Annotated in this window: 18 protein-coding genes; 12 read left to right on the top strand and 6 right to left on the bottom strand. The window is 68.8% G+C overall.

Going from position 1 to position 21,737, the window contains the following annotated elements:
* Positions 1 to 32: 32 nt before the first annotated feature.
* The gene (locus BQ8420_RS29580) at positions 33 to 899 is read right to left on the bottom strand and encodes a CAP domain-containing protein (RefSeq protein ID WP_087103534.1); all 867 of its coding nucleotides are present in this window, start codon (positions 897 to 899) and stop codon (positions 33 to 35) included.
* A gap of 313 nt (positions 900 to 1,212) precedes the next feature.
* On the opposite strand from BQ8420_RS29580, the gene recO reads away from it, so the two are divergent.
* The 4 genes from recO to BQ8420_RS29560 all read left to right on the top strand — a co-directional run bounded on the left by recO (position 1,213) and on the right by BQ8420_RS29560 (position 4,539).
* Entirely contained in the window at positions 1,213 to 1,944 is a 732-nt protein-coding gene (recO, locus tag BQ8420_RS29575) for a DNA repair protein RecO (protein WP_087103667.1), read from the top strand.
* The gene (locus BQ8420_RS29570; RefSeq protein ID WP_087103532.1) at positions 1,941 to 2,768 is read left to right on the top strand and encodes an isoprenyl transferase; all 828 of its coding nucleotides are present in this window, start codon (positions 1,941 to 1,943) and stop codon (positions 2,766 to 2,768) included. Before recO ends, BQ8420_RS29570 begins: the two co-directional genes overlap by 4 nt.
* Before the next feature lie 32 nt (positions 2,769 to 2,800).
* The gene (locus BQ8420_RS29565) at positions 2,801 to 3,562 is read left to right on the top strand and encodes an SGNH/GDSL hydrolase family protein (protein WP_087103665.1); all 762 of its coding nucleotides are present in this window, start codon (positions 2,801 to 2,803) and stop codon (positions 3,560 to 3,562) included.
* Between the two features lie 140 nt (positions 3,563 to 3,702).
* Entirely contained in the window at positions 3,703 to 4,539 is an 837-nt protein-coding gene (locus BQ8420_RS29560; protein WP_087103530.1) for an SGNH/GDSL hydrolase family protein, read from the top strand.
* A gap of 63 nt (positions 4,540 to 4,602) precedes the next feature.
* Here the strand turns inward: BQ8420_RS29560 and BQ8420_RS29555 are convergent, their stop codons facing one another.
* The 4 genes from BQ8420_RS29555 to BQ8420_RS29540 form a co-directional block, all read right to left on the bottom strand.
* Positions 4,603 to 4,980 carry a Fur family transcriptional regulator gene (locus tag BQ8420_RS29555; protein WP_087103528.1) on the bottom strand — a complete coding sequence of 126 codons (378 nt, stop codon included), beginning with the start codon at positions 4,978 to 4,980 and terminating at the stop codon, positions 4,603 to 4,605.
* A complete protein-coding gene (locus BQ8420_RS29550; protein WP_087103526.1) occupies positions 4,977 to 5,879 on the bottom strand; it encodes a metal ABC transporter permease in 903 nt (300 codons plus the stop codon). The genes BQ8420_RS29555 and BQ8420_RS29550 overlap by 4 nt, the downstream gene beginning before the upstream one ends.
* Positions 5,872 to 6,723 carry a metal ABC transporter ATP-binding protein gene (locus BQ8420_RS29545; protein WP_087103524.1) on the bottom strand — a complete coding sequence of 284 codons (852 nt, stop codon included), beginning with the start codon at positions 6,721 to 6,723 and terminating at the stop codon, positions 5,872 to 5,874. The genes BQ8420_RS29550 and BQ8420_RS29545 overlap by 8 nt, the downstream gene beginning before the upstream one ends.
* A 79-nt stretch (positions 6,724 to 6,802) precedes the next feature.
* Positions 6,803 to 7,153: a DUF6703 family protein gene (locus BQ8420_RS29540; protein ID WP_087103522.1), complete on the bottom strand. Its 351-nt coding sequence runs from the start codon at positions 7,151 to 7,153 to the stop codon at positions 6,803 to 6,805.
* A 434-nt stretch (positions 7,154 to 7,587) separates the two neighbouring features.
* Between BQ8420_RS29540 and BQ8420_RS29535 the strand changes: the two genes are divergently transcribed.
* The 4 genes from BQ8420_RS29535 to fdhD all read left to right on the top strand — a co-directional run bounded on the left by BQ8420_RS29535 (position 7,588) and on the right by fdhD (position 14,307).
* Positions 7,588 to 11,301, top strand: coding sequence for a CDP-glycerol glycerophosphotransferase family protein (locus BQ8420_RS29535; protein WP_087103520.1), 3,714 nt, complete (start codon positions 7,588 to 7,590; stop codon positions 11,299 to 11,301).
* Positions 11,302 to 11,370: 69 nt separating this feature from the next.
* Positions 11,371 to 11,664 (top strand): antibiotic biosynthesis monooxygenase, encoded by a 294-nt coding sequence (locus tag BQ8420_RS29530; RefSeq protein ID WP_087103518.1) that lies wholly within the window; start codon positions 11,371 to 11,373, stop codon positions 11,662 to 11,664.
* A 195-nt stretch (positions 11,665 to 11,859) separates the two neighbouring features.
* Positions 11,860 to 13,248 carry a glycine--tRNA ligase gene (locus BQ8420_RS29525; protein WP_200816148.1) on the top strand — a complete coding sequence of 463 codons (1,389 nt, stop codon included), beginning with the start codon at positions 11,860 to 11,862 and terminating at the stop codon, positions 13,246 to 13,248.
* A gap of 213 nt (positions 13,249 to 13,461) precedes the next feature.
* The gene (fdhD, locus tag BQ8420_RS29520; protein ID WP_087103514.1) at positions 13,462 to 14,307 is read left to right on the top strand and encodes a formate dehydrogenase accessory sulfurtransferase FdhD; all 846 of its coding nucleotides are present in this window, start codon (positions 13,462 to 13,464) and stop codon (positions 14,305 to 14,307) included.
* 210 nt (positions 14,308 to 14,517) lie between these two features.
* Here fdhD and BQ8420_RS29515 read toward each other — a convergent pair whose 3' ends face one another.
* Positions 14,518 to 15,240: a hemolysin III family protein gene (locus tag BQ8420_RS29515; RefSeq protein WP_087103512.1), complete on the bottom strand. Its 723-nt coding sequence runs from the start codon at positions 15,238 to 15,240 to the stop codon at positions 14,518 to 14,520.
* Between the two features lie 373 nt (positions 15,241 to 15,613).
* Here BQ8420_RS29515 and ppdK point away from each other — a divergent pair, with 373 nt between their 5' ends.
* The 4 genes from ppdK (at position 15,614) to BQ8420_RS33110 (ending at position 20,995) form a co-directional block, all read left to right on the top strand.
* Positions 15,614 to 18,307, top strand: a complete 2,694-nt coding sequence (gene ppdK / locus BQ8420_RS29510; RefSeq protein ID WP_087103510.1) for a pyruvate, phosphate dikinase — start codon at positions 15,614 to 15,616, stop codon at positions 18,305 to 18,307.
* 219 nt (positions 18,308 to 18,526) lie between these two features.
* The gene (locus BQ8420_RS29505; RefSeq protein ID WP_235006562.1) at positions 18,527 to 19,438 is read left to right on the top strand and encodes a YdcF family protein; all 912 of its coding nucleotides are present in this window, start codon (positions 18,527 to 18,529) and stop codon (positions 19,436 to 19,438) included.
* A 26-nt stretch (positions 19,439 to 19,464) separates the two neighbouring features.
* The gene (locus BQ8420_RS29500) at positions 19,465 to 20,715 is read left to right on the top strand and encodes a deoxyguanosinetriphosphate triphosphohydrolase (protein WP_087103506.1); all 1,251 of its coding nucleotides are present in this window, start codon (positions 19,465 to 19,467) and stop codon (positions 20,713 to 20,715) included.
* 148 nt (positions 20,716 to 20,863) lie between these two features.
* A complete protein-coding gene (locus tag BQ8420_RS33110) occupies positions 20,864 to 20,995 on the top strand; it encodes a hypothetical protein (RefSeq protein WP_255404917.1) in 132 nt (43 codons plus the stop codon).
* The last annotated feature ends 742 nt before the right edge of the window (positions 20,996 to 21,737 follow it).

The following is a 21,737-nucleotide window of genomic DNA, read 5'->3' as shown; positions in this document are numbered from 1 at the left end:
CGAGCCCCGTTCCGTCGATCGTGCTCGTCGGACTACTGGTAGCCGAACTTCTGCGTCCAGGCCGAGTCGGCCTCGCCGACGCCGATGGCCTGTAGGTCGCAGTTGAGGATGTTGGCGCGGTGGCCTTCGCTGTTCATCCAGGCGTCCATCACCTGCTGGGCGGACTGCTGCCCCTTGGCGACGTTCTCCGCGCCCCAGGCGTCGTAGCCGTGGCGGTTCGCGCGATCGCCGGGGCCCTCGCCCTCGGGGCTCTCATGCGCCATGTAGTCGCGGGCGGCCATGTCGTCGCTGTGTTCCTGCGCAGCGGCGGTCAACTGACCGTCCACGTGCACCGGGTCGCACCCGTTCGAGGAACGTTCGTCGTTGACCAGGTTCACGACCTCGTTGGCCGTGGCGCTGCCGGCGTTGGTGGTGTTGCCCCCACCGCCGCCTCCGCCGCCGTTTCCTCCTCCGCCGCCACCGCTTCCGCCGCCCTCGGAGTCGGCCTCCTCGGAGTCCTCCGGCGAGTACGTGGCGGTCGCCTGCGCGCTGCGCGGTGCGCTGTCCCCGGAGGGCTCGGTGCGCTCGGGCGACCCGGTGGGCTCGTCGAAGAAGTCGTCGTCCTCTTCACCCTCGGGGACCAAGGAGTCGTCGGCGACGGCGCCTTCCCCGATCTCGCCGACGGCGCTCGTACCGTTGGCCGCCTCCTGGCCGTCCTCGCTGACCGTGTTCAAGACCAGGGCCCCGGCCAGGGTCAGTCCGACCGGGATGGCGATGACACCGGCGACCAGGGGCACCATTCGGCGCTTCTTGCGACGCTCAGGGCCGTTCGCATCGAAGTCGTCGTACTCGTCGTCGTAACGATCGTCGTACTCCGATGATCGGGGGTCGTGGAGCGAGCGCTGTTCGCGAGCGCTCATCCTGCGCCTGCCTCGCGCCATTTCGCTGTACCTTCCATGCGGGATCGGGGAACGCGCGGGCACCCCCGTGGGGTGATCGGGGCTCCACCATGCGAGAACCGTCTCGGTGTGGTCCTTCCCGTGCCCGCGCCCGAGGGAGTTCGTACGACGCCGGTGTCCTACCGGCCGTGGGGGAGGGGCAGCACGCCCCGAACGTCGAAACTCCCTAGCGCGTGAGAGTAGAGCAAATGTCCGTAAAAGGGAATCTAAACCGCCATAAACCTGCTCGGGGGTGACCGACCAGGTGGTCGGACTCATCCGCGACAATGGGGGAGTGAGCCTCTACCGAGACGAGGGTGTCGTCCTGCGCAACCAGAAGCTGGGCGAGGCCGACCGCATCGTCACCCTCTTGACCCGCCGTACCGGGCTGGTGCGCGCCGTCGGCAAGGGCGTACGCCGTACCAAGTCCCGCTTCGGCGCCCGCCTGGAACCGTGCACCCACGTCGACCTCCAGCTTTACACCGGACGTTCCCTCGACGTCATCACCCAGGCCGAGACCGTCCGGTCCTACGGCACGGCGGTGGTCCACGACTACTCGCGCTACACCGCGGCCACCGCGATGCTGGAGACGGCCGAGAAGGTCGTCGCGGTGGAGAAGGACCCGGCGCTGCGCCAGTTCCTCCTGCTCATCGGCGCTCTACGCACCCTGGGTGAGGGAAGTCACGACTCCAGGCTCGTCCTGGACGCCTACCTCCTGCGGTCGCTGGCGGTGGCCGGCTACGCCCCGGCCCTGACCGAGTGCGCCCGCTGTGGAACACAGGGGGAGCACCGTGCGTTCGCGGTGCACGCCGGCGGTATGGTCTGCTCGGTGTGCCGCCCGCACGGCTCCGTGCATCCCGCGCCCGAGACGGTCCGACTCATGTTCGACCTGCTCGGAGGCGATTGGGACAGCGCGGACGCCAGCGACGGCAGGCACCGCTCCGAGTGCAGTGGGATGGTCGCGGCCTACCTACAGTGGCACCTGGAAAACGGAATTCGATCCCTGCGCCATGTGGAGCGTTCTTGAGTATGTTCGGCTTCGACAACGGTGGGCGGAACCGGCCGGAGTACACCGCGCCCGTTCCGCACCCCAGTGGGGCGCGGCCCCCTCAGCTCCCCGCAGATCTGGTGCCCCGCCACGTCGCCGTCGTCATGGACGGCAACGGCCGCTGGGCCAAGGAACGCGGCCTGCCGCGCACCGACGGCCACAAGGCGGGGGAGGCCTCCCTCTTCGACGTGGTCGAGGGCGCCTTGGAGATGGGCGTGCCCAACCTGTCCGCCTACGCCTTCTCCACCGAGAACTGGAAGCGTTCCCCCGATGAGGTGCGGTTCCTACTGGGCTTCAACCGCGACGTCATCCGTCGACGCCGTGACGAGATGCACGCTCGCGGCGTGCGCGTCAAGTGGTCCGGTCGGGCGGGGATGCTCTGGAAGAGCGTCATCTCCGAGCTCCAGGACGCCGAGGAGATGACCAAGGACAACACGGCGCTGACCCTCCAGTTCTGCGTGAACTACGGCGGCCAGGCCGAGATCGTCGACGCGGCCCGCGCGCTGGCCCGCAAGGTCGCCGAGGGGCGCATGTCCCCGGAGAAGATCACCGAGGAGACGATCTCCCAGCACCTGTACGCCCCCGACGTTCCCCCGGTGGACCTGTTCGTGCGCTCCTCCGGTGAGCAGCGGCTGTCCAACTTCCTGTTGTGGCAGAGCGCCTACGCCGAGTTCGTCTTCCTGGAGACGCTCTGGCCCGACTTCGACCGCCGCGACCTGTGGCGTGCCTGTGAGATCTACGCGAGCCGGGACCGTCGGTACGGAGGTGCCGTGCCCAACCCGGTCAAGGGGGAGAAGAAGTGAAGGACAGCGAGAGTTCACCGATCCGGCCCGGGATGTCCGTGGTGTCGATGGGGGACAGCTTCACCGAAGGTGTGGGCGACCCCTATCCGGACGGCTCCGGGGTGTTCCGCGGATGGGCGGACCGCCTGGCCGAGCACCTGGCCGACCACGTCGGTGAGGTCCGCTACGCCAACCTGGCGGTACGGGGCAAGCTCATCCGGCAGATCGTCACCGACCAGCTGCCGCCCACCTTGGAGATGGCTCCGGACCTGGTGACCCTGTGCGCCGGCGGCAACGACCTGCTGCGCCCGGCCGGCGACCCCGAGCGTCTGGCCCGCGTCCTGGAGCACACCGTGTCCCGCCTGCGCAAGGGCGGCAGCGACGTGGTCCTCTTCACCGGCGTGAACATCGCGACCGGGTACATGCGCGGCACCATCGGCCTGTTCGCGCGCTACTACATGAACGTGCGCGCGATCGCCGACGAGTACGGCTGCCACCTGGTCGACCAGTGGTCCATGGACGTGCTCACCGACGCCCGGGCCTGGGACGAGGACCGGCTGCACATGTCCCCGGAGGGGCACCGCCGGTTGGCGCTGCGCGTGGCCGACGTCCTCGGCGTGCCCACCTCCGAGCGTTGGGACGAGCCCTGGCCCGAGACGGAACGGGTGGGCTGGGCCGAGGCGCGTCGGGAGGACCTGCACTGGGTGAAGGGGTCCCTGGGCCCGTGGATCGGCCGGCGGCTGACCGGACGTTCCTCCGGTGACACGGTGACCGCCAAGCGTCCCGAGCTGACACCCCTGACCAAGGACCGATGATCCCGAACCCGGGGGGCCATGAGCGGTCGCCCCGGGCGACCTTCGGTACACCGCCCGTGGTGTGAGCTCCACCCCAAAACGTGACGAACCATCAACCTACTGTCGCGTAACCCGGGTCGGAGGTTGCATCATCGAACACCATGAGTGGTGTGCCGACCGGAGCCTCCGGTGACCTGAAGAGCAAGGACATCCTGTCCTACGTCGCCCTCGGTGACAGCTTCACCGAGGGTATGAGCGATCATTACCCGGACAGTGACAGCGTGCCCAACGGGCGTTATCGGGGCTGGGCCGATCGCGTGGCCGAGCATCTCGCCGAACACGTGCCCGAGGTCCGCTACGCCAACCTCGCCGTCCGCGGTCGCCTCATCGCCGGGATCCGTGACGAGCAGGTGCCGCGCGCGGTCGAGATGAAGCCCGACCTCATCACCCTGTGCGCGGGCGGAAACGACATCCTGCGCCCTGGCAGCGACCCCGACCAGGTCGTGGAGACCTTCGAGTCCATGGTGGCCGAACTGCGCGCCACCGGGGCCCGGGTGGTCGTCTTCACCGGCTTCGACACCAACTGGCAGCCGGTCATGCGTCACCTGCGAGGCAAGATCGCCACCTACAACATGCACATGCGCGCGGTCGCCGACAAGTACGGCTGTGACGTCGTCGACGTGTGGAGCATGCGTGTCCTGGACGAGAGCCGGGCCTGGAACTGGGACCGCCTGCACCTGTCCTCGGAAGGTCACCGGCGCCTGGCCCTGCGTGTGTGCGAGGTGTTGGACGTGCCGGTCGAGGGCGACTGGAACGAGCCGTGGCCCCCGCCGGAGCCCCGTGACTGGCGGACCGCCCGCCACGAGGACCTGCACTGGGCCCGTGAGTTCCTGGTCCCGTGGATCCACCGCCGGCTGACCGGCCGTTCCTCCGGCGACGGTGTGAGCCCCAAGCGTCCCACCCTGCAACGCTGCGAACCCGTCCGCCACAGCGACTGACCCCGCGCTCGGAGTGGTCCGAACGCGAGTGAGGCCCTCACCGATCGGTGAGGGCCTCACTCATCAGGCCTTGGAACATTCGGCGCAGGTGCCGAAGACCTCGACCGTGTGGGTCACCCCGGTGAAACCGTGTTGGGCGCCGATCTCGGCGGTCCAGCGTTCCACGGTGGGACCCTCGATCTCCACCGCGGTGGAGCACACCCGGCAGACCAGGTGATGGTGGTGGTTCTCGGTGTCGCACGCGCGGTAGACGGCCTCGCCCTCGTCGGTGCGGAGCACGTCCACATCACCCGAGTCGCTCAGCGCCTGTAGGGCGCGGTAGACGGTGGTCAGGCCGATCTTGGAGCCGTCGGCCCGCAGGTCCGCGTAAAGGTCCTGCGCACTGCGGAAACCGGAGGAGGCCGTCAGCGCCCGATGCACGGCCTCACGTCGTGTACTCATGGTGTCACCTTCCCCCGATCTGTCTGGATCATCGTATCCGTGGGGCTTCCCGAAACCGGCGGTAGGGGTGTGGACCCTCGTCGCCGGGTGACCCGGCGCAGTACCCCACCGACGACCACGGCCACGCAGTACACCAGCAGGGCCAGCAGGACGATGGTGGCGCCCGGCGCCAGGTCCGAGTAGAACGAGGTGGTCAGCCCGCCCAACGAGGAAGCCAACCCGATGAGCACCGCCAGGCCCATGGTCACACGGAAACTGCGGCTGAGCTGCTGCGCCGCGGCCACGGGGATGATCATCAGTGCGCTCACCATCAGCACGCCCACCACCCGCATCGCGATCACCACGGTCAACGCCGCGGTCACCGCCAACAGGATGCTGAGGAAACGCACCGGCAGCCCGTGGGCCCGCGCCACCTCCTCGTCCTGACACAGCACGAACAGCTCCCGGCCGAAGATGGCGAGGACCGCCAGCACGCCCACGGCCAGTACGACCACGATCCAGATGTCCTCCTCGGCGACGGTACTGACCGAACCGAACAGGAAGGAGGTCAGGGTGGCGTTGCTCGCCCCCGGTGTCAGCCCGATGAGCAGCACGCCACCGGCGATGCCGCCGTAGAAGAGCAGCGCCAGCGCCACGTCACCGCTGGTCCGGGTGCGCACCCGGACCAACTCCATGAGGACGGCGCCCAGGGTCGCCACCACCGCGGCGGTCACCACGGGGGAGGTGCTGGTGAGCAGGCCCAGCGCCACACCGGTCAGCGCGACGTGGCCGATGCCGTCGCCCAGCAGGGCCAAGCGCCGCTGGACGAGGAAGGTACCGATCACCGGGGTGACCAGACCCACCAACACGGCGGCGATCAGTGCCCGCTGCATGAACTCGTAGTGGAGCAGTTCAGTCACGGTGGGGCACCTCTAGTCGGACGATCTCCGTGTGCGCGTCGGTGGGCGCGACACGGGGGTCGGGGTCGTTGGGATCGGGGTGGGGGTGCTGGTGTTCGTGCCCGGGCCGCGCGCACTCGCCATCGGCCTCGGGCGGGGCGCCGTCGTGCACCGCCCGGCCGTGCTCCAGGACGACGGCGCGTTCGATGACGTTCTCCAGCGGCCCCAGTTCGTGCAGGACCAGGACCACCGTGCTGCCCTGTTCGCGCAGGCGTGCGATGGCGCGGGCCAGTGCCCGCTGGTTCTCGGCGTCCACCCCGGCCATGGGTTCGTCCATGACGAAGGTGTCGGGGCGCCCGGCCAGCGCGCGGGCGATGAGCACCCGCTGCTGCTGGCCGCCGGAGAGTTCGCGTACGGCGTCGCCGGCCCGGTCGCTCAGGTCGACGGCGGCCAAGGCATCGTCGACGGCGGCACGGTCGGCCTTGGTGCTCAGCGACAGGCGACGGCGTCGGGCGACCTGGCCGGAGGCGACGATCTCACGGACGGTGGCGGGCACGGCGCCCCCGGCGGTGAGCCGCTGGGGGACGTAGCCGATGCGCTTCCAGTCGCGGAAGCGGCGCAGGGGGGTGCCGTGGATCCTGATCTCACCGGAGGTGAGGGGGACGATGCCGAGCATCGCGCGCATCAGGGTCGACTTGCCCGAACCGTTGGGTCCCAGCACGGCCATGGTCTGACCCGACGGGATCCGGAGGTCGACGCCGTTGAGGACGGGAACGCCGTCGTAGGCGGCGTGCGCGTCGATGGCCTGGAAGGCGGGCGGGGCGTCGGGGGTGTGATCCCCCTCCCCGGTGAACTGGGCAGACACTCACACATTATGGCGAAAACGAAAATGGTTGTCAAAACTTGATGAGTGGTCCGGGGCCGGTCGAATCCGTCCCCGGGGGTCAGTAACCCAGAACGCGGGCCACCGCCAGCACCAGCACCACCGAGACCATCAACACCCGCGGTGCCCGCTGCCGTCGGTCCAGGGTCGGCCAGGTCAGGAACGCCAACCAGGAGAAGAACACCGCCACCAGCGCCAGGCACAGCGCGCCCAACACGCCCGGGGCCATCAGGCCCGCGATGAACAGTGCGCCCAGCGCCACCGGCGCCGACCAGCGCGGACGCCGGTGCAACCACACCAGGGGAACCGCGCTGCGCCGCTCCACCTCGCGGCGCAACCGGCCCGCACCCGGGGTGAACAGGGAGTCACCCGCGGGGAGCGGGCGCTCGTCTTCGTGTTCGGGAGAAGTCATCGTCGCCCGTTTCCCCTTCGTCCGTGTCCACCGGGATGTCCTGTCCCGCCTGCCTGGTAGATTCGCTTGCGTGTCCGCTGGAGGCAGCGGGCATGCGCGGGTAGGCGATCCGTGCCAGTCTGCGGAGACCTCTGGGCCACCATGTCAGTGAAGCAGGAACCGGCCGCCGCCGCGAGGCGTGTGGCAATCCCGCCTTGGGAGGAAGCCGAGTTCGTGGGTCAGACCCTGATCGAGGGCACCGCGGCGTAGGTCCGGGCACCAGAGCCCGACCCGCGTAGCCCCTCTCCCCCCGGTTCCGGCTGTCGGGGGCTCGGTGCGCGAAGGGTCAAGTACCTTCTACATTCAGTTAGTGACCGTCTGATCAGCGCGGATCGTCCGCACTACGCTGCCCGTACGTCGCACCGCGACGAACCCTCCGGAGGGTGTCAACTTCCGTGCCCGAACCCACAGTCATCGTGACGTTCGACGTCACCGAGCCTCATCTGCAGAACTGTCTCGACTCCCTGGCCCGTCAGCGTGACGAGGTCCAGACCGAGGCCGCGTCGCCCGACGGCGCCAGGACCGACACCGAGGTCATCCTCGTACCGGTCCGCAACGGCGGCGACGCCGTCGACGAGTCCACCGACCCGGAGGTCCCCGAGGGGCGGACCCCCGAACCGGATGCCAACGGTGACAACGAAGAAAACGGAGACGGCGCGGACGAGGGGCCCGAGGCCGACTCCGACGGATCCGGTTCCGAGGAGGACGAGCAGGGCGAGCAGGGCGACGAGGCTGTCGCCTCCGCACGTGAGGACGGACTGGCCACGGCCCGCGCCTTCGCGCAGGCGCCGCCCACCGGCCTGAGCGTGCGGCTCCTGGACGAGGAACCGGCGCCGCACCACCCCGAGGCCCGCGCGCGCGGCGCCGCCGAGGCCGGCGGCAGCCACCTGCTCTTCCTCACCGGATCCGACGCCCTGACCAGTTACGCGATCGCCCACCTGCTCCACAGCGCCATCGACACGCGCTCGGACCTGGTCATCGGCAACGTGTACCGGTTCAACGAACTGGGCGCCTCACCCTCCAAGGCGCACAAGAGACTGTGCGGTCGTCTCCGCCTGGCCGAGGATCCGCGGACCATCACCGGTCTGGCCTCCGACGCCACCCTGGGCAACCGGCTCTGGCGCAAGGAGTTCTGGCTCTCGCACACCGCGCCCGTGACCGACCCGGACGATGACGACCTCGCCGTCCGGCGGCTCTCCCTACGGGCCTACGCCGTCGACGTCCTGCCCGCACCCGTCCTGCTCATGCGCGAACGCACCGACACCCGGCTGCCACTGGAGATGGCCGTCCTGACCCGGCGCCTGACCACGATGCGCCGGATCGCCGAGGACCTGGGCGAGGCCGACCGCGAACTCTGGGACCGCACCCTCCTCCAAGGCGAGATCCACCGTCTCCTCATGCGCTTGGACGACGCCGACACGCAGGTGCGCGAGACCGCCATGGACCTGGTCAACGCCTATCTGGACCATGTGCCCGCATCCCTCCTGCGCGGCCTTCCGGTCCTGGGTCGTCTCCTGTACCACCTGGTGCGCAAGCGGCGCTCGAACGACGTGCTGGAGGTCGCCACCTTCGCCAAGAGCGTCGAGATCAAGAAGGCGCCCGCCGTCCGTCAGGGGTTGGGCTACTACATCCGCTACCCCTTCTTCGAGACCGACGACCAGACCAAGTCCGTGCCTCGGGAGATCTATCGGCTCGAAGACGAGATCAAGGTCCGGCAGAAGACCGAGGCGGTCCACTGGGAGGACGGGCGCCTGCACATCAAGGGGCGCGTCGGCATCCGCCACCTGCGCGCCCACAAGCGCTGGCACCAGCACCTCGTCGCCTTCGCGGTCAACACCGTCACGAAGCGACGCATCCGGGTCCCCGTCCAGGTGCGTCTGGCCGCCGAGTACCGGCTGCCCGACCTTCCCGACGCCGCCCGCCACGACTACGGGGGCTTCACCGCGATCGTGGACCCGCGTCGGCTGCGCTCGTCACGCACCTGGGAACCGGGTGACTGGAAGATCGAACTGGTCGTGTTCAACCGGGGCCTGACCCGGCGCAAGTTCATCTCCAACCCCGTCTCCGGTCAGCCGGAGCGGCCCGGATACCACAGCGTCGGCGGCGACATGTGGATCCGTCCGTACTGGAACAAGGAGCGCCACCTCCTCATCGGTATCGAACCCGCGCGGGCCCGGGTCACCGAACACCGCTTCGATACGCACGACGCCGAACTCCACATCGAGGGCGAGCTGGTGGCGCCGCCCGCGGCCGAGGCCACCGAACTACGTCTGATCCGCCGCCCGGGCACCGCCCGCCTCACCTACCCGGTCCGGATCGAAGGCGGCCGGTTCAGCGCCCGCGTGCGCGCCGACGAGCTCTTCGCCCGCAGCCTCAGTGAGTGCGGCGGTGTGATCCGCCAGGAGGAGTGGGACGCCGAACTCGTCACGGAGGAGGGGGCCCGGGTGCCCCTGATCCTGCCGGACGAGGTGCCGGGCCGCCCCTACAACTCCGACGGGGCGCAGCAGGAACTGGTGGTGCTGCGCACCGCCACCGGCCACCTGAAGCTGCGCGCCGGCCGGGCCCGCCCCATGGCGGACCGCGCCGAGTGGCGGGAACGGACCCTGGTCCTGGGCGGGGAGTTCCCCGCCGGGGTGGACCTGCGCATCGTCGCCAAGGCCCGTGGCCGCGACGAGGAGCACGAGCTCGAACTCGAACGCGAGGGGGACCGTTTCACCACCAGCTTCGACCCCTCCCGCATCTCCACCCTGTCCGGTGAGATCTCCTTGCCGGCCGGCTCCTACCAGCTGTGGGGGCGCATCGGGGAGGAGAGCGCCGACGTGGGCGTGGAGTTCGCCGACGCCGTCATCGGTGAGCTGCCGTCGGAGACCGACAGCCCCGAACGCACCTACACGCTCACCTACCAGAACCGCGGCATCCCGGTGCTCCAGGTGGGTAGCGACCTGCGTCCGGTGGAGCGGGGCACCTTCGCCCAGCATCGGCTGCGCGAGGTCTTCTACCCGGCGCAGCGCGAACTGTCGGTGACCGACGGAGTCCTGTTCGACACCTACACCGGTCGTCAGTACTCCGACAGCCCGCAGAGCATCTACGCCGAACTGCGCGAGCGCGAGGGCTGGGCCGACTATCCGATGTCGTGGCTGGTCGCCGACGGGCAGGTGCGCCTGCCCGAGGACCTCTCCCCGGTCCGCCACAAGGGCGAGGAGTATTACCGGGAGCTGGCCCGCAGCCGCTACCTGGTGACCAACTCCCGTCAGCCCACCTGGTTCCACCGCCACCCCGACCAGGTGGTCGTGCAGACCTGGCACGGGTCGATGCTCAAGCGCATCGGTTTCGACGTGGAGAACATCCGCGGCAAGTCGCGCGACTACTTCGACAAGCTGGCCTGGGAGACACAGCAGTGGGACTACCTGGTCTCGCCCAGCCCTTGGGCGACACCGATCCTGCGCAGCGCCTTCCGCTTCGACGGCGAGATCCTGGAGACCGGCTACCCGCGCAACGACATCTTCTTCTCCGCGGACAAGGAGCGCATCGCCGAACGCACCCGCCGCATCCTGGGTCTGCCCGAGGGCAAGAAGGTCGTGCTGTACGCGCCGACCTGGCGTGACGACAAGTACTACACGCGCGGCAAGCACAAGCTCGACCTGAACCTGGACCTGCGCCGGATGTACGAGAAGCTCGGCGACGACCACGTGCTGCTGGTGCGCCGGCACCCCCGCGTGGTCGACAGCGTGCCGATCGTCGGTGAGGACTTCGTCTACGACGTGTCCCTGTACCCGGAGATCATGGAGCTGTTCCTGATCACCGACGTGCTCATCACCGACTACTCGTCGATGATGTTCGACTTCGCCAACACGGGTCGTCCCATGCTCTTCTTCACCTATGACCTGGAGGGTTACCGGGACAACCTGCGCGGCTTCTACTTCGACTTCGAGGAGACCGCCCCGGGACCGCTGCTGACCGAGTCCGACGACGTCATCGCGGCCCTGCTCGACATCGACGAGGTGGCCGAACGAGCCGGCGCCTCCTACCGATCGTTCGTCGAACGGTTCTGCCCCCTGGACGACGGCCGGGCCTCCGCCAGGGTCGTGGACCAGGCGTTCGGCAAGTAGGGGATCGATCACGGGCCGCTCCGGGACTCCCGGGGCGGCCCGCCCCGTCTCCTGCGCCACAATGGGGTGGTGATCGTCATCACCCGTTACTCCGTGCCCGAGGCCGACACCGAGGCCTTCCGTAGCGACGCCGACGCCGCCGTGGAGGTGCTCTCCCAGCGACCCGGATTCCGGTGGCACCGCATCGGTCGTGCCGCCGACGACCCCACCCTGTGGACCGTCGTGACCGAGTGGGACGGTGCCGGCTTCTATCGTCGCGCCCTGTCCTCCTACGAGGTCAAGGTCAACGCCGTGCCGCTGCTGTCCCGAGCCATCGACGAACCCAGCGCCTTCGAGATCCTCGATACCGAGGACACCCCTTGACCTGATATGCGGCGGATCGGCCGGTGCCGGACGGGAGAAAGGAGTGCGCGAGAGGCCCGCGATTGCTCTAGCCTGGAGTGACGCGGTCGCCCGGAGCGCCACATCCGTGGCTCCGCGCGTGATCCGCGTTCCCCACACACCACGATGTATCGCGAACAGCGATCCACCGACCGCCAGCCGGATGGAGAGTCACCCATGGCCGCCAAGTCAGAGGCAATGGACGCACTGGTCAACCTCGCCAAGCGCCGAGGTCTGGTCTACCCCTCCAGTGAGATCTACGGAGGTCTGCGCGCCGCCTGGGACTACGGCCCCTTGGGCGTGGAGCTGAAGAACAACGTCAAGCGTCAGTGGTGGCGTTCGATGGTGCAGGAGCGCGACGACATCGTCGGCCTGGACTCCAGCGTGATCCTGGCCCGCGAGATCTGGGAGGCCTCGGGCCACGTCCGTGAGTTCGCGGACCCGCTCACCGAGTGCCAGGCCTGCCACAAGCGCCACCGCGCGGACCACCTCATCGAGGCCTACGAGGAGAAGCACGGCCACGAGCCCGCCGAGGGCCTGGCCGCCATCGCCTGCCCCAACTGCGGCGCCAAGGCCTCCTTCACCGAGCCGCGCATGTTCAACGGTCTCCTTCGCACCTTCCTGGGCCCGGTCCAGGACGACAAGGGCCTCGCCTACCTGCGCCCGGAGACGGCGCAGGGCATTTTCGTCAACTACAAGAACGTCGAGCAGAGCGCCCGCCGCAAGGTTCCCTTCGGCATCGGCCAGATCGGCAAGTCGTTCCGCAACGAGATCACCCCGGGCAACTTCATCTTCCGGACCCGCGAGTTCGAGCAGATGGAGATGGAGTTCTTCTGCAAGCCCGGCAGTGACGAGGAATGGCACGAGTACTGGATCGAGCAGCGTCACCAGTGGTACCTGGACCTGGGCATCGCCAAGGACAACCTGCGCCTGTACGAACACCCCCAGGAGAAGCTGTCCCACTACTCCAAGCGGACCGTTGACCTGGAGTACCGCTTCAACTTCCAGGGCAGTGAGTGGGGCGAGCTCGAAGGTGTGGCCAACCGCACCGACTACGACCTCAAGACGCACTCCGAGGCCTCCGGTGTCGACCTGTCCTACTTCGACCAGGAGAGCAACGAGCGCTACTTCCCCTACGTCATCGAGCCGGCCGCCGGTGTCGACCGGGCGGTGCTCACGTTCATGCTGGACGCCTTCAACATCGACGAGGCGCCCAACGCCAAGGGCAAGCTGGAGAAGCGCGCCGTGATGCGTCTGGACCCGCGTCTGGCCCCGGTCAAGGCCGCGGTCCTGCCGCTGTCGCGCAACTCCGACCTGTCGCCCAAGGCCCGCGAGCTCGCCGCCATGCTGCGCAAGCGGTGGAACGTGGACTTCGACGACGCCGGTGCGATCGGTCGTCGTTACCGTCGCCAGGACGAGATCGGTACCCCGTTCTGCGTCACGGTGGACTTCGACACCCTTGAGGACAACGCGGTGACCGTGCGCGATCGCGACACCATGTCGCAGGAGCGCGTCTCGCTGGACAACGTGGAGATGTACCTGCTGGAGCGTCTGCCCGGCTGCTGATCCTCGAACCCGGGGTTCTGGGGCCCCGTGCACCGCACTCGCGGAGCACGGGGCCCTTTTCGTCGTCGGGGTGGGGAACAGGGACGAAGGTCCTTCCGGTCCCACCCCTGAATGCCCTGGTGTCATGGGTGCCGACCTGTACCTGCCGGATCGGCGGTTGTAACGTGACGCGTACACACGTCCGGTCGAGGCCGGCGTCGGAACGGGGGGTACATGGGACGGGTCACCACACGCCAGAGGATCCTGCGGATCAGGGACGGCGTGGTGAGCGAACGCGCGGACACCCTGGTCGCCGAGGAGCCGCTGGAGGTGCGGATCGACGGCTCCCCGCTCACGGTCACCATGCGCACCCCCGGCAACGACTTCGACTTGGCCGCGGGGTTCCTGGTGGGGGAGGGCGTGGTGCGTCACACCGACGACGTGCGGGTGATCCGTTACTGCGCGGGCGCGACCGAGGACGGTTCCAACACCTTCAACGTGCTCGACGTGACCCTGGCCCCGCACGTGCCTCCGCCGGACACCTCGCTGGAGCGCAACTTCTACACCACCTCCTCCTGCGGGCTGTGCGGCAAGGCGAGCCTGGACGCGGTGCGCACCCAGGCCCATTGGTCGGTGGCCGAGGACGAGGGCGGGATCGGGCTGTCGACGCTGACGACACTGCCCGGGCGGCTGCGCGAGGCCCAACGGGTGTTCGACCGGACGGGCGGGCTGCACGCGGCCGGACTCTTCACCACCGAGGGCGAACTGCTGGTGGTGCGCGAGGACGTGGGCCGCCACAACGCCGTCGACAAGGTGGTGGGCTGGGCCCTGCGCGAGGGACGCACACCGCTGCGGGGGAGCGTGCTGATGGTGTCCGGGCGGGCCTCGTTCGAACTGGTCCAGAAGGCCTGGATGGCGGGGATCCCGACGCTGGCGGCGGTCTCCGCTCCGTCGTCGCTCGCGGTCGAGTTGGCCACCGAGGCCGGGATGACGCTGGTGGGATTCCTGCGCGGAGAGTCGATGAACGTCTACGCGGGTCGCGAGAGGGTGTTGATCGAGGCGGCCTCGGGTTCGGCCTGACGGCTCGTGCGCATAGCAGAGACGACCGGACCCGGGGGGATTGGTTTCCGGCCGCCTCCTGGAACCCGCGGTCGCACACGATCGCGGGAACCGGTAACAACGTAGCGGTAGGGCTCGGGGGATTCCGGGGAGTTTCGGTCCTGTTGTCCTACTGCGTAAGCGAATCGTGACGAACCGGCCAGAAGCGGTCAGCGTGTGTCGCGGGGCGGATCAGCCCGCCGTATACACGACGAAGGACACCGCGATGTAGTGGCAGACGAACGCCGCGATGGTCAGCGAGTGGAAGATCTCGTGGAAGCCGAACCAACGGGGCGCGGGGTCGGGCCGCTTGAGCCCGTAGACCACGGCGCCGACGCTGTAGAGCACGCCGCCGACCAGGATGAGGATCCAGGTGGCCGGGTGCGTGCCGTTGACCAGGTCGGGGATGAACAGCACCGCCACCCAGCCGATGGCCAGGTACAGGGCGGTGGACAGCCAGCGCGGGGCGTTGAGCCACAGGAGCTTGAACGTCACCCCGGCGATCGCCCCGCCCCAGACCAGGATGAGCATGGCCACGCGCAGGGTTCCGTCCAGGACCAGCACGATGAACGGCGTGTAGGTGCCGGCGATGATCAGGTAGATGTTCGAGTGGTCCATCCGGCGCAGCAGGCGCTGAGCGCTCGGTGACCAGCGGCCCACGTGGTACACGGCCGAGGTGCTGAAGAGCAGGACCGAGCTGAGCGCGTAGATCGCGGCGGCGAGCATCGCGGGCACGGTGGGGGAGAGCGCCACCAGGACCACGCCGGCGGCCAACGCGAGCGGGGCGGTGCCCAGGTGCAGCCAACCGCGCAGTTTGGGCTTGACGGACTCCAACAGGTCGCCGGCGGCCGCAGCGGCCCGTTCGGGCACTGAGGTGTTCGCCTCGGTCTCCCCCTGTCCTTGCTTCTTAGTCACCGCGCGCACCCTTTCCGGTCCGGGCCCACCCCTTGGCGGGTCCAGGCAAAGCCTAACTTACGGAAGCGTAGGTTACTTGAAGGTAGAGCTGTGTCGCCCCGCACAATGAGGCGTCGGAAACCCGCTGGGGCGAGGGATTGGTTGCGGGGCCACGGAGGCTGCCGGTAGCTCTTTCATCCAGGGGAATCAAGGTGGAGGCACTGATCAATGACTAGACCATTGGTATAGACCTCTTTGGCTCTATTGACCTGCGAATATGCCATGAAATGGTGGTATCTGAAGGGTCACTCCTGTCGGATGTGGATAGAGTCGCGCCCAGATCCAGGGGTCGGCCCGGAACACCGGGTCGCCAAGAGAACGAGGGAGCACCCCCGTGACCAAGTACGTCTACAAGTTCACCGAGGGCAACAAGGACCTGAAGGATCTTCTCGGTGGCAAGGGCGCCAACCTCGCCGAGATGACCAACATCGGTCTCCCCGTTCCCCCCGGCTTCACCATCACCACCGAGGCGTGCCGCCATTACCTCGACAGCGGCACCATGCCCGCCGGACTGGACGCCGAGATCGAGGCCGACCTGGTCGAGCTGGAGAAGGCGATGGGCCGTGGACTCGGTCAACCCGACGATCCGCTCCTGGTGAGCGTACGTTCGGGCGCGCGCTTCTCCATGCCCGGCATGATGGAGACCGTCCTCAACATCGGCCTCAACGATGAGTCCGTCGTCGGCCTGGCCACCCAGGGCGGCGACGAGCGCTTCGCCTGGGACTCCTACCGCCGCCTCATCCAGATGTTCGGCAAGACCGTCCAGGACATCGACGGTGAACTCTTCGAGGACGCCATCGACGACCTCAAGGCCGAGAAGGGCGTCATCGACGACCTCGACCTCGACGCCGCCGACTTCCGCCGACTCGTCGAACGGTTCAAGGAGATCGTCGCCGATCGGACCGGGAAGCCCTTCCCCGCGGACCCTCGCGAACAGATGACCCTGGCCGTCAAGGCCGTCTTCGAGTCCTGGAACGCGCCCCGCGCCATCCTCTACCGCCGTCAGGAACGCATCCCCGCCGACCTCGGCACCGCCGTCAACATCTGCTCCATGGTCTTCGGCAACCTCGGTATGGACTCGGGCACCGGCGTCGCCTTCACCCGCGACCCCGCAACCGGGCAGCCCGGCGTCTACGGCGACTACCTGCGGAACGCCCAGGGCGAGGACGTCGTGGCGGGTATCCGCAACACCGTGCCCCTCACCGACCTGGAGGACATCGACGCCCACAGCCACGAAGAGCTCATGGGCATCATGGACACGTTGGAGAACCACTACCGCGACCTGTGCGACATCGAGTTCACCATCGAGCGCGGCAAGCTCTGGATGCTCCAGACCCGCGTGGGCAAGCGCACCGCGGCCGCGGCCTTCCGCATCGCCGACCAGCTCGTCGACCAGGGCATGATCACCCTCGACGAGGCCGTCCAGCGGGTCACCGGCGACCAGCTCGCCCAGCTGATGTTCCCCCGCTTCGACGACGAGGTCGCGGCCGGCGACGACGTCCACCGCCTGGGTCGCGGCATGAACGCCTCGCCCGGCGCCGCCGTCGGCAAGGCCGTCTTCGACTCCTACACCGCCGTCAAGTGGTCGCGCAGCGGCGAGAAGGTCATCCTGTGCCGCCGTGAGACCAACCCCGACGATCTTGAGGGCATGATCGCCGCCGAGGGCATCCTCACCAGCCGCGGCGGCAAGACCTCGCACGCCGCCGTCGTCGCCCGCGGTATGGGCAAGACCTGCGTCTGCGGCGCCGAGGAACTCGACATCGACACCAAGAACCGGCGCATGACCGCGCCCGCCGGCGAGGTGATCGAGGAGGGCGACGTCATCTCCCTCGACGGCACCAGCGGGCTGGTCTACCTCGGCGAGGTGCCCGTCGTGGACTCCCCGGTGGTCCGCTACTTCGAGGGCGAGATCGACCCGGCCTCCGACCAAGCCGACGACCTCGTACGCGCGGTCGACCGGATGATGCACTACGTCGACGCCGCCCGACGCATGTACGTACGCGCCAACGCCGACACCCCCGAGGACGCCGCCCGTGCCCGTCGCATGGGCGCTCAGGGCATCGGACTGTGCCGCACCGAGCACATGTTCCTCGGCGACCGTCGCCGGCTGGTGGAGCGGCTCATCCTCGCCGACACCCCCGAGGAACAACAGGGGGCGCTGGACGCCCTCCTGCCGTTGCAACGGCAGGACTTCGGCGGCATCCTCGACGCCATGGACGGCCTGCCCGTCACCGTGCGCCTGCTCGACCCGCCGCTGCACGAGTTCCTGCCCGACATCACCGAGCTGTCGGTGCGCGTGGCCGTGGCCGAGGCCCGCGGCGAGAGCCACGAGAACGACCTGCGCGTCCTCCAGGCCGTGCACAAGCTGCACGAACAGAACCCGATGCTGGGCCTGCGCGGCGTGCGCCTGGGCCTGGTCGTGCCCGGCCTGTTCACCATGCAGGTGCGCGCCATCGCCCAGGCCGCCGTCGACCGGATCCGGGAGGGCGGCCGGCCCCGCCCGGAGATCATGATCCCGCTGGTGGGCACCGTCCAGGAGTTGGAGATCATCCGTGACGACGCCCAGCGGGTGCTGCGCGAGGTCGGCGAGGAGAACGGCGTGGAGCTCGACTTCCCCGTCGGCACCATGATCGAGCTGCCCCGCGCGGCGCTCACCGCCGGCCAGATCGCGGAGAACGCCGAGTTCTTCTCCTTCGGCACCAACGACCTCACGCAGACCGTGTGGGGCTTCTCCCGCGACGACGTCGAGGCGTCGTTCTTCTCCGCCTACCTGGAGAAGGGTGTGTTCGGGGTCTCGCCGTTCGAGTCCCTGGACGTGGACGGGGTGGGCCGACTCATCCGCATCGCCGCGGAAGAGGGCCGCGCCGCCCGCCCGGGCATCAAGCTGGGCGTGTGCGGTGAACACGGCGGAGACCCCGCGTCGGTGCACTTCTTCCATCAGGTCGGTCTCGACTACGTGTCCTGCTCGCCGTTCCGGGTCCCCGTGGCCCGTCTGGAGGCCGGTCGCGCCGCTGGACGTACCCACTGACGTGTCCCATGCCACGACCCGTGGTGACGCTTGTTCGAGAGCGTCACCACGGGCTTTTTCGGCACTAGACTCGACCTGTACGGTCGCCTCTTCCGCGCCGGTGGTCGTGATCCGTTCGTGATATATTCTGGCGGCCGTGACGGTCTCCCCACCGACGGCGTATCCGGACAACTCAGTTGGGGACAGGTATCCCTGTGACGATTGTGCGGAGGTGAGCAGGTGCGAACGGCCGGCGACGATCGCGGAGACGAGACGGACGACGAGGCCACCCGGGTCTTCTCGCGAGACGACTTCGCCTCCTTCCCCCGCGACCCCGACACCGAGGACACCCAGGAGTTCGGGCGGTCCGCGCCAAGCGAAGAGGACAAGTTCACCCGCAGGTTCGTCCGGGACCGGCCCAAGCCGCGTTCCCGCGAGGAACGGGCCCCGAGGCCGCTTCCCGAACCCGAACCCGAACCCTTCGACGAGGAACCCGAGCCACGTCCCGACCGCCGCCCCGTGCGCCGCAAGCGTCGCCGCTTCCGGCTGGGTCGGCTCATCACCCTGGTCCTGATCGTCGCCCTGGCCATCCCGCCCGCGACCTGGGGTTGGGTCTGGTACACCGCCCGCCAGGACGACCGCGAGGCCTCCGACGCGATCATCGTGCTCGGCGCCAGCCAGTACAACGGCGTTCCCTCACCCGTCTTCGAGGCCCGCCTGCGCCAGGCCCAGGTCCTCTACCTGGACGGGGTCGCCCCCGTCATCGTCACCGTCGGCGGAAAACAGCCCGACGACAACTTCACCGAGGCCGCCGCGGGCCGGAACTGGCTGATGGACGTCGGTATCCCCGCCGACCACGTCGTCGCGGTCGAGGAGGGCAGCGACACCCTTCAGAGCTTCCAGGCCGTCTCCGAGGTGTACGAGGCCAACGAGTGGGAGACCGCCGTCCTCGTCTCCGACCCCTGGCACAGCCTGCGCTCCAAGGTGATGGCCTCCGACGTCGGCATCGAGGCGGGCACCTCGCCTTCGCGCTCCGGGCCCGCCGTGATCGAACGCCGCACCCAGCTCTGGTACATCACCAGGGAGACAGCCTCCCTTTGGTACTACTGGGTCTTCAACGACAGCAGCGACATCCGCGTCAACGCCGCCTGACCTGGGCCGGAAGTAGGGTCACGAACATGACGACCACCCCGGGAGAGGCCGCCGATCGCGGCTACACCGCCGACGACACCGAGCGCTTCGCCCTCGAATCCCGCAAGAGCCGTAGGCGCGGCCCCTTCGAACGCGACCGTGCCCGCGTACTGCACAGTTCCGCGCTGCGCCGACTCTCGGCCAAGACCCAGGTCGTCCAGCCCGGGGTCAGCGACTTTCCACGAACCCGGCTCACCCACTCCCTGGAGTGCGCCCAGATCGGCCGCGAACTCGGACAGGCGCTCGGCTGCGACCCCGACCTGGTCGAAGCCGCCTGCCTGTCCCACGACCTCGGTCACCCGCCCTTCGGGCACAACGGCGAACGGGCCCTCGACGAGGCCGCCGGGGTCTGCGGCGGGTTCGAGGGCAACGCCCAGAGCCTGCGCCTGCTCGTGCGTTTGGAGGGCAAGGTCGTCGACCCCGACGGCCGCAGCGCCGGACTCAACCTCACCCGCGCCACCCTGGACGCCACGGTCAAGTACCCCTGGAGACGAGGGGAGGGCGGTGACACCCACAAGTTCAACTGCTATCCCGACGACGTCGAGGTGTTCACCTGGCTGCGCAAGGGAGCGCCCACCGGTCGGACCTGTTTCGAGGCCCAGGTCATGGACTGGGCGGACGACGTCGCCTACTCGGTGCACGACGTCGAGGACGCCCTGCACTCCGGCCTGGTGCGCATGGCGGCCCTGCGCGACCCGGTCGAACGCGCCGAGGTGGTGCGCATCGCCGGCGACCGCTACTGCGAGGCCGGCGCCGCCGAACTGGAGGACGTCTACCTCTCCCTGCTCGCCGAACCGATCTGGCCCCGCGAGTTCACCGGTGACCTCGCCTCCCTGGCCGGGCTCAAGAACCTCACCAGCGAACTCATCGGCCGTTTCTGCCGCGCCGCCGAACTGGCCACGCGCGAGGTCCACGGCCCGATCGGGCTCACCCGCTACGGCGCCGACCTCATCGTGCCTCGCCGCACCCTCCTGGAATGCGCGCTGCTCAAGGCCATGGCCGCGCACTTCGTGATGGACCGCGAGGAGGCACGCCGCTACCAGATCGAGGAACGCCGCGTCCTCACCGAACTGGTCGACGTCCTCTGGCACGGCGCACCAGGAGCCCTCGAACCCCAGTTCCGAGACCCCTACGAGACCGCGCCCGACGACGCCGCCGCGCTGCGCGTCATCATCGACCAGGTCGCCTCGCTCACCGACACCTCCGCCTCGGCCCTGCACAAGCGGCTCCTGGGCTGAAGTCCCGGAACTGCTCGAAGGGCTGCTGGGAGGACTCCGGGGTTGGCCTTGGGCCAGGAACAACCGGGACAGCGTTTCGGTGAGCTCGTCGTCCTCCGTGCCGGGCGAGACGACCTCCTCACCGTTGAGCAGGTAGGACAACACCACCATGTGCATCGCCGCCGAGTTCGACGTGCGGGGATCGGTGGTGCGCGCCAGGACCTCGTTGCGGTTGCCCGAACTCACCGAGTCGCCCGGAAGATCCCGCCAACGGGTGCGTTCCTCGGTCAGCTCCAGGTAGGCGGACATGTCGAACGACCAGGTACCGTTCTCGGCCTCGCGTGTCACCCCGACCTCCCGCAACGCCTCCGCCAGGGGCGCGTAGGTCAGCATCACCATGGGGGTGCTGAACGGGTTGGTACTCGGTGGTCGCCCCGTGCGGTTCACGTGCAGTTCACGCACGTGCTCGGACGCGATCGTGGAACCGGGGGAGACGAAGTCGAACCGGTCGACCAGCACGAACCCGACGCGCCGGTGCCCACCTGATCAGTGACCAGGGCCTGGTCGCGCTCACCCCGGAGGCGGTCGACCGACAGCCGCGCGTATTGCCGGCCATGCTCGTCGAGGAGATGGCCATGGGGCGCGTCCGAACCCTGCCGCTACCGCTCCTGATACAGCAGATGATCGCTCCGACCCTGCTGCACTTCGTGACGCGCCCGATCACCGGGCGCCCCCTGTCGTCGACATGCCCGGCGAGGAGGAGACCTGCGCCTTTTTCACGGAGGCGTTCCTGCGAGCCGTCACGTGCCGCCTGCCCGTGCCGCGGTGTGGCAGGGCAATGAGCCCTAGCCGATCGAGTTCGAGGCATCGTGGCTTGGTGGTGTGCCTCGGGTAGGAGCCCTAATGGTCGTTGGGCGTCTCATGGGTGTGTTGGTGGGGCGCCTGGGGTGGGGTTCCTTGGGGTTGTTGGGCGGGGTGGGGGTGGGTTTCCCTCCTTCCCCGCCGCGTGATTGTTGCCGCCCGCACCGCACGCGTCAAGGCGA

Origin of the sequence: Nocardiopsis sp. JB363, from assembly GCF_900143625.1 — a bacterium.
Lineage (GTDB): Bacteria > Actinomycetota > Actinomycetes > Streptosporangiales > Streptosporangiaceae > Nocardiopsis.
The sequence above is the reverse complement of the archived record's forward strand: the minus strand, read 5'-3'. Positions and strand labels throughout refer to the sequence as shown.

What these genes read in the sequence shown, in the direction of transcription:
- BQ8420_RS29565 (WP_087103665.1), top strand. Translation starts at nt 2,801, where the DNA reads ATGTCCGTGGTGTCGATGGGGGACAGCTTCACCGAAGGTGTGGGCGAC.
- BQ8420_RS29555 (WP_087103528.1), bottom strand. Translation starts at nt 4,980, where the DNA reads ATGAGTACACGACGTGAGGCCGTGCATCGGGCGCTGACGGCCTCCTCC.
- BQ8420_RS29560 (WP_087103530.1), top strand. Translation starts at nt 3,703, where the DNA reads ATGAGTGGTGTGCCGACCGGAGCCTCCGGTGACCTGAAGAGCAAGGAC.
- BQ8420_RS29540 (WP_087103522.1), bottom strand. Translation starts at nt 7,153, where the DNA reads ATGACTTCTCCCGAACACGAAGACGAGCGCCCGCTCCCCGCGGGTGAC.
- BQ8420_RS29580 (WP_087103534.1), bottom strand. Translation starts at nt 899, where the DNA reads ATGAGCGCTCGCGAACAGCGCTCGCTCCACGACCCCCGATCATCGGAG.
- BQ8420_RS29500 (WP_087103506.1), top strand. Translation starts at nt 19,465, where the DNA reads ATGACGACCACCCCGGGAGAGGCCGCCGATCGCGGCTACACCGCCGAC.
- fdhD (WP_087103514.1), top strand. Translation starts at nt 13,462, where the DNA reads ATGGGACGGGTCACCACACGCCAGAGGATCCTGCGGATCAGGGACGGC.
- BQ8420_RS29525 (WP_200816148.1), top strand. Translation starts at nt 11,860, where the DNA reads ATGGCCGCCAAGTCAGAGGCAATGGACGCACTGGTCAACCTCGCCAAG.
- BQ8420_RS33110 (WP_255404917.1), top strand. Translation starts at nt 20,864, where the DNA reads ATGTGCATCGCCGCCGAGTTCGACGTGCGGGGATCGGTGGTGCGCGCC.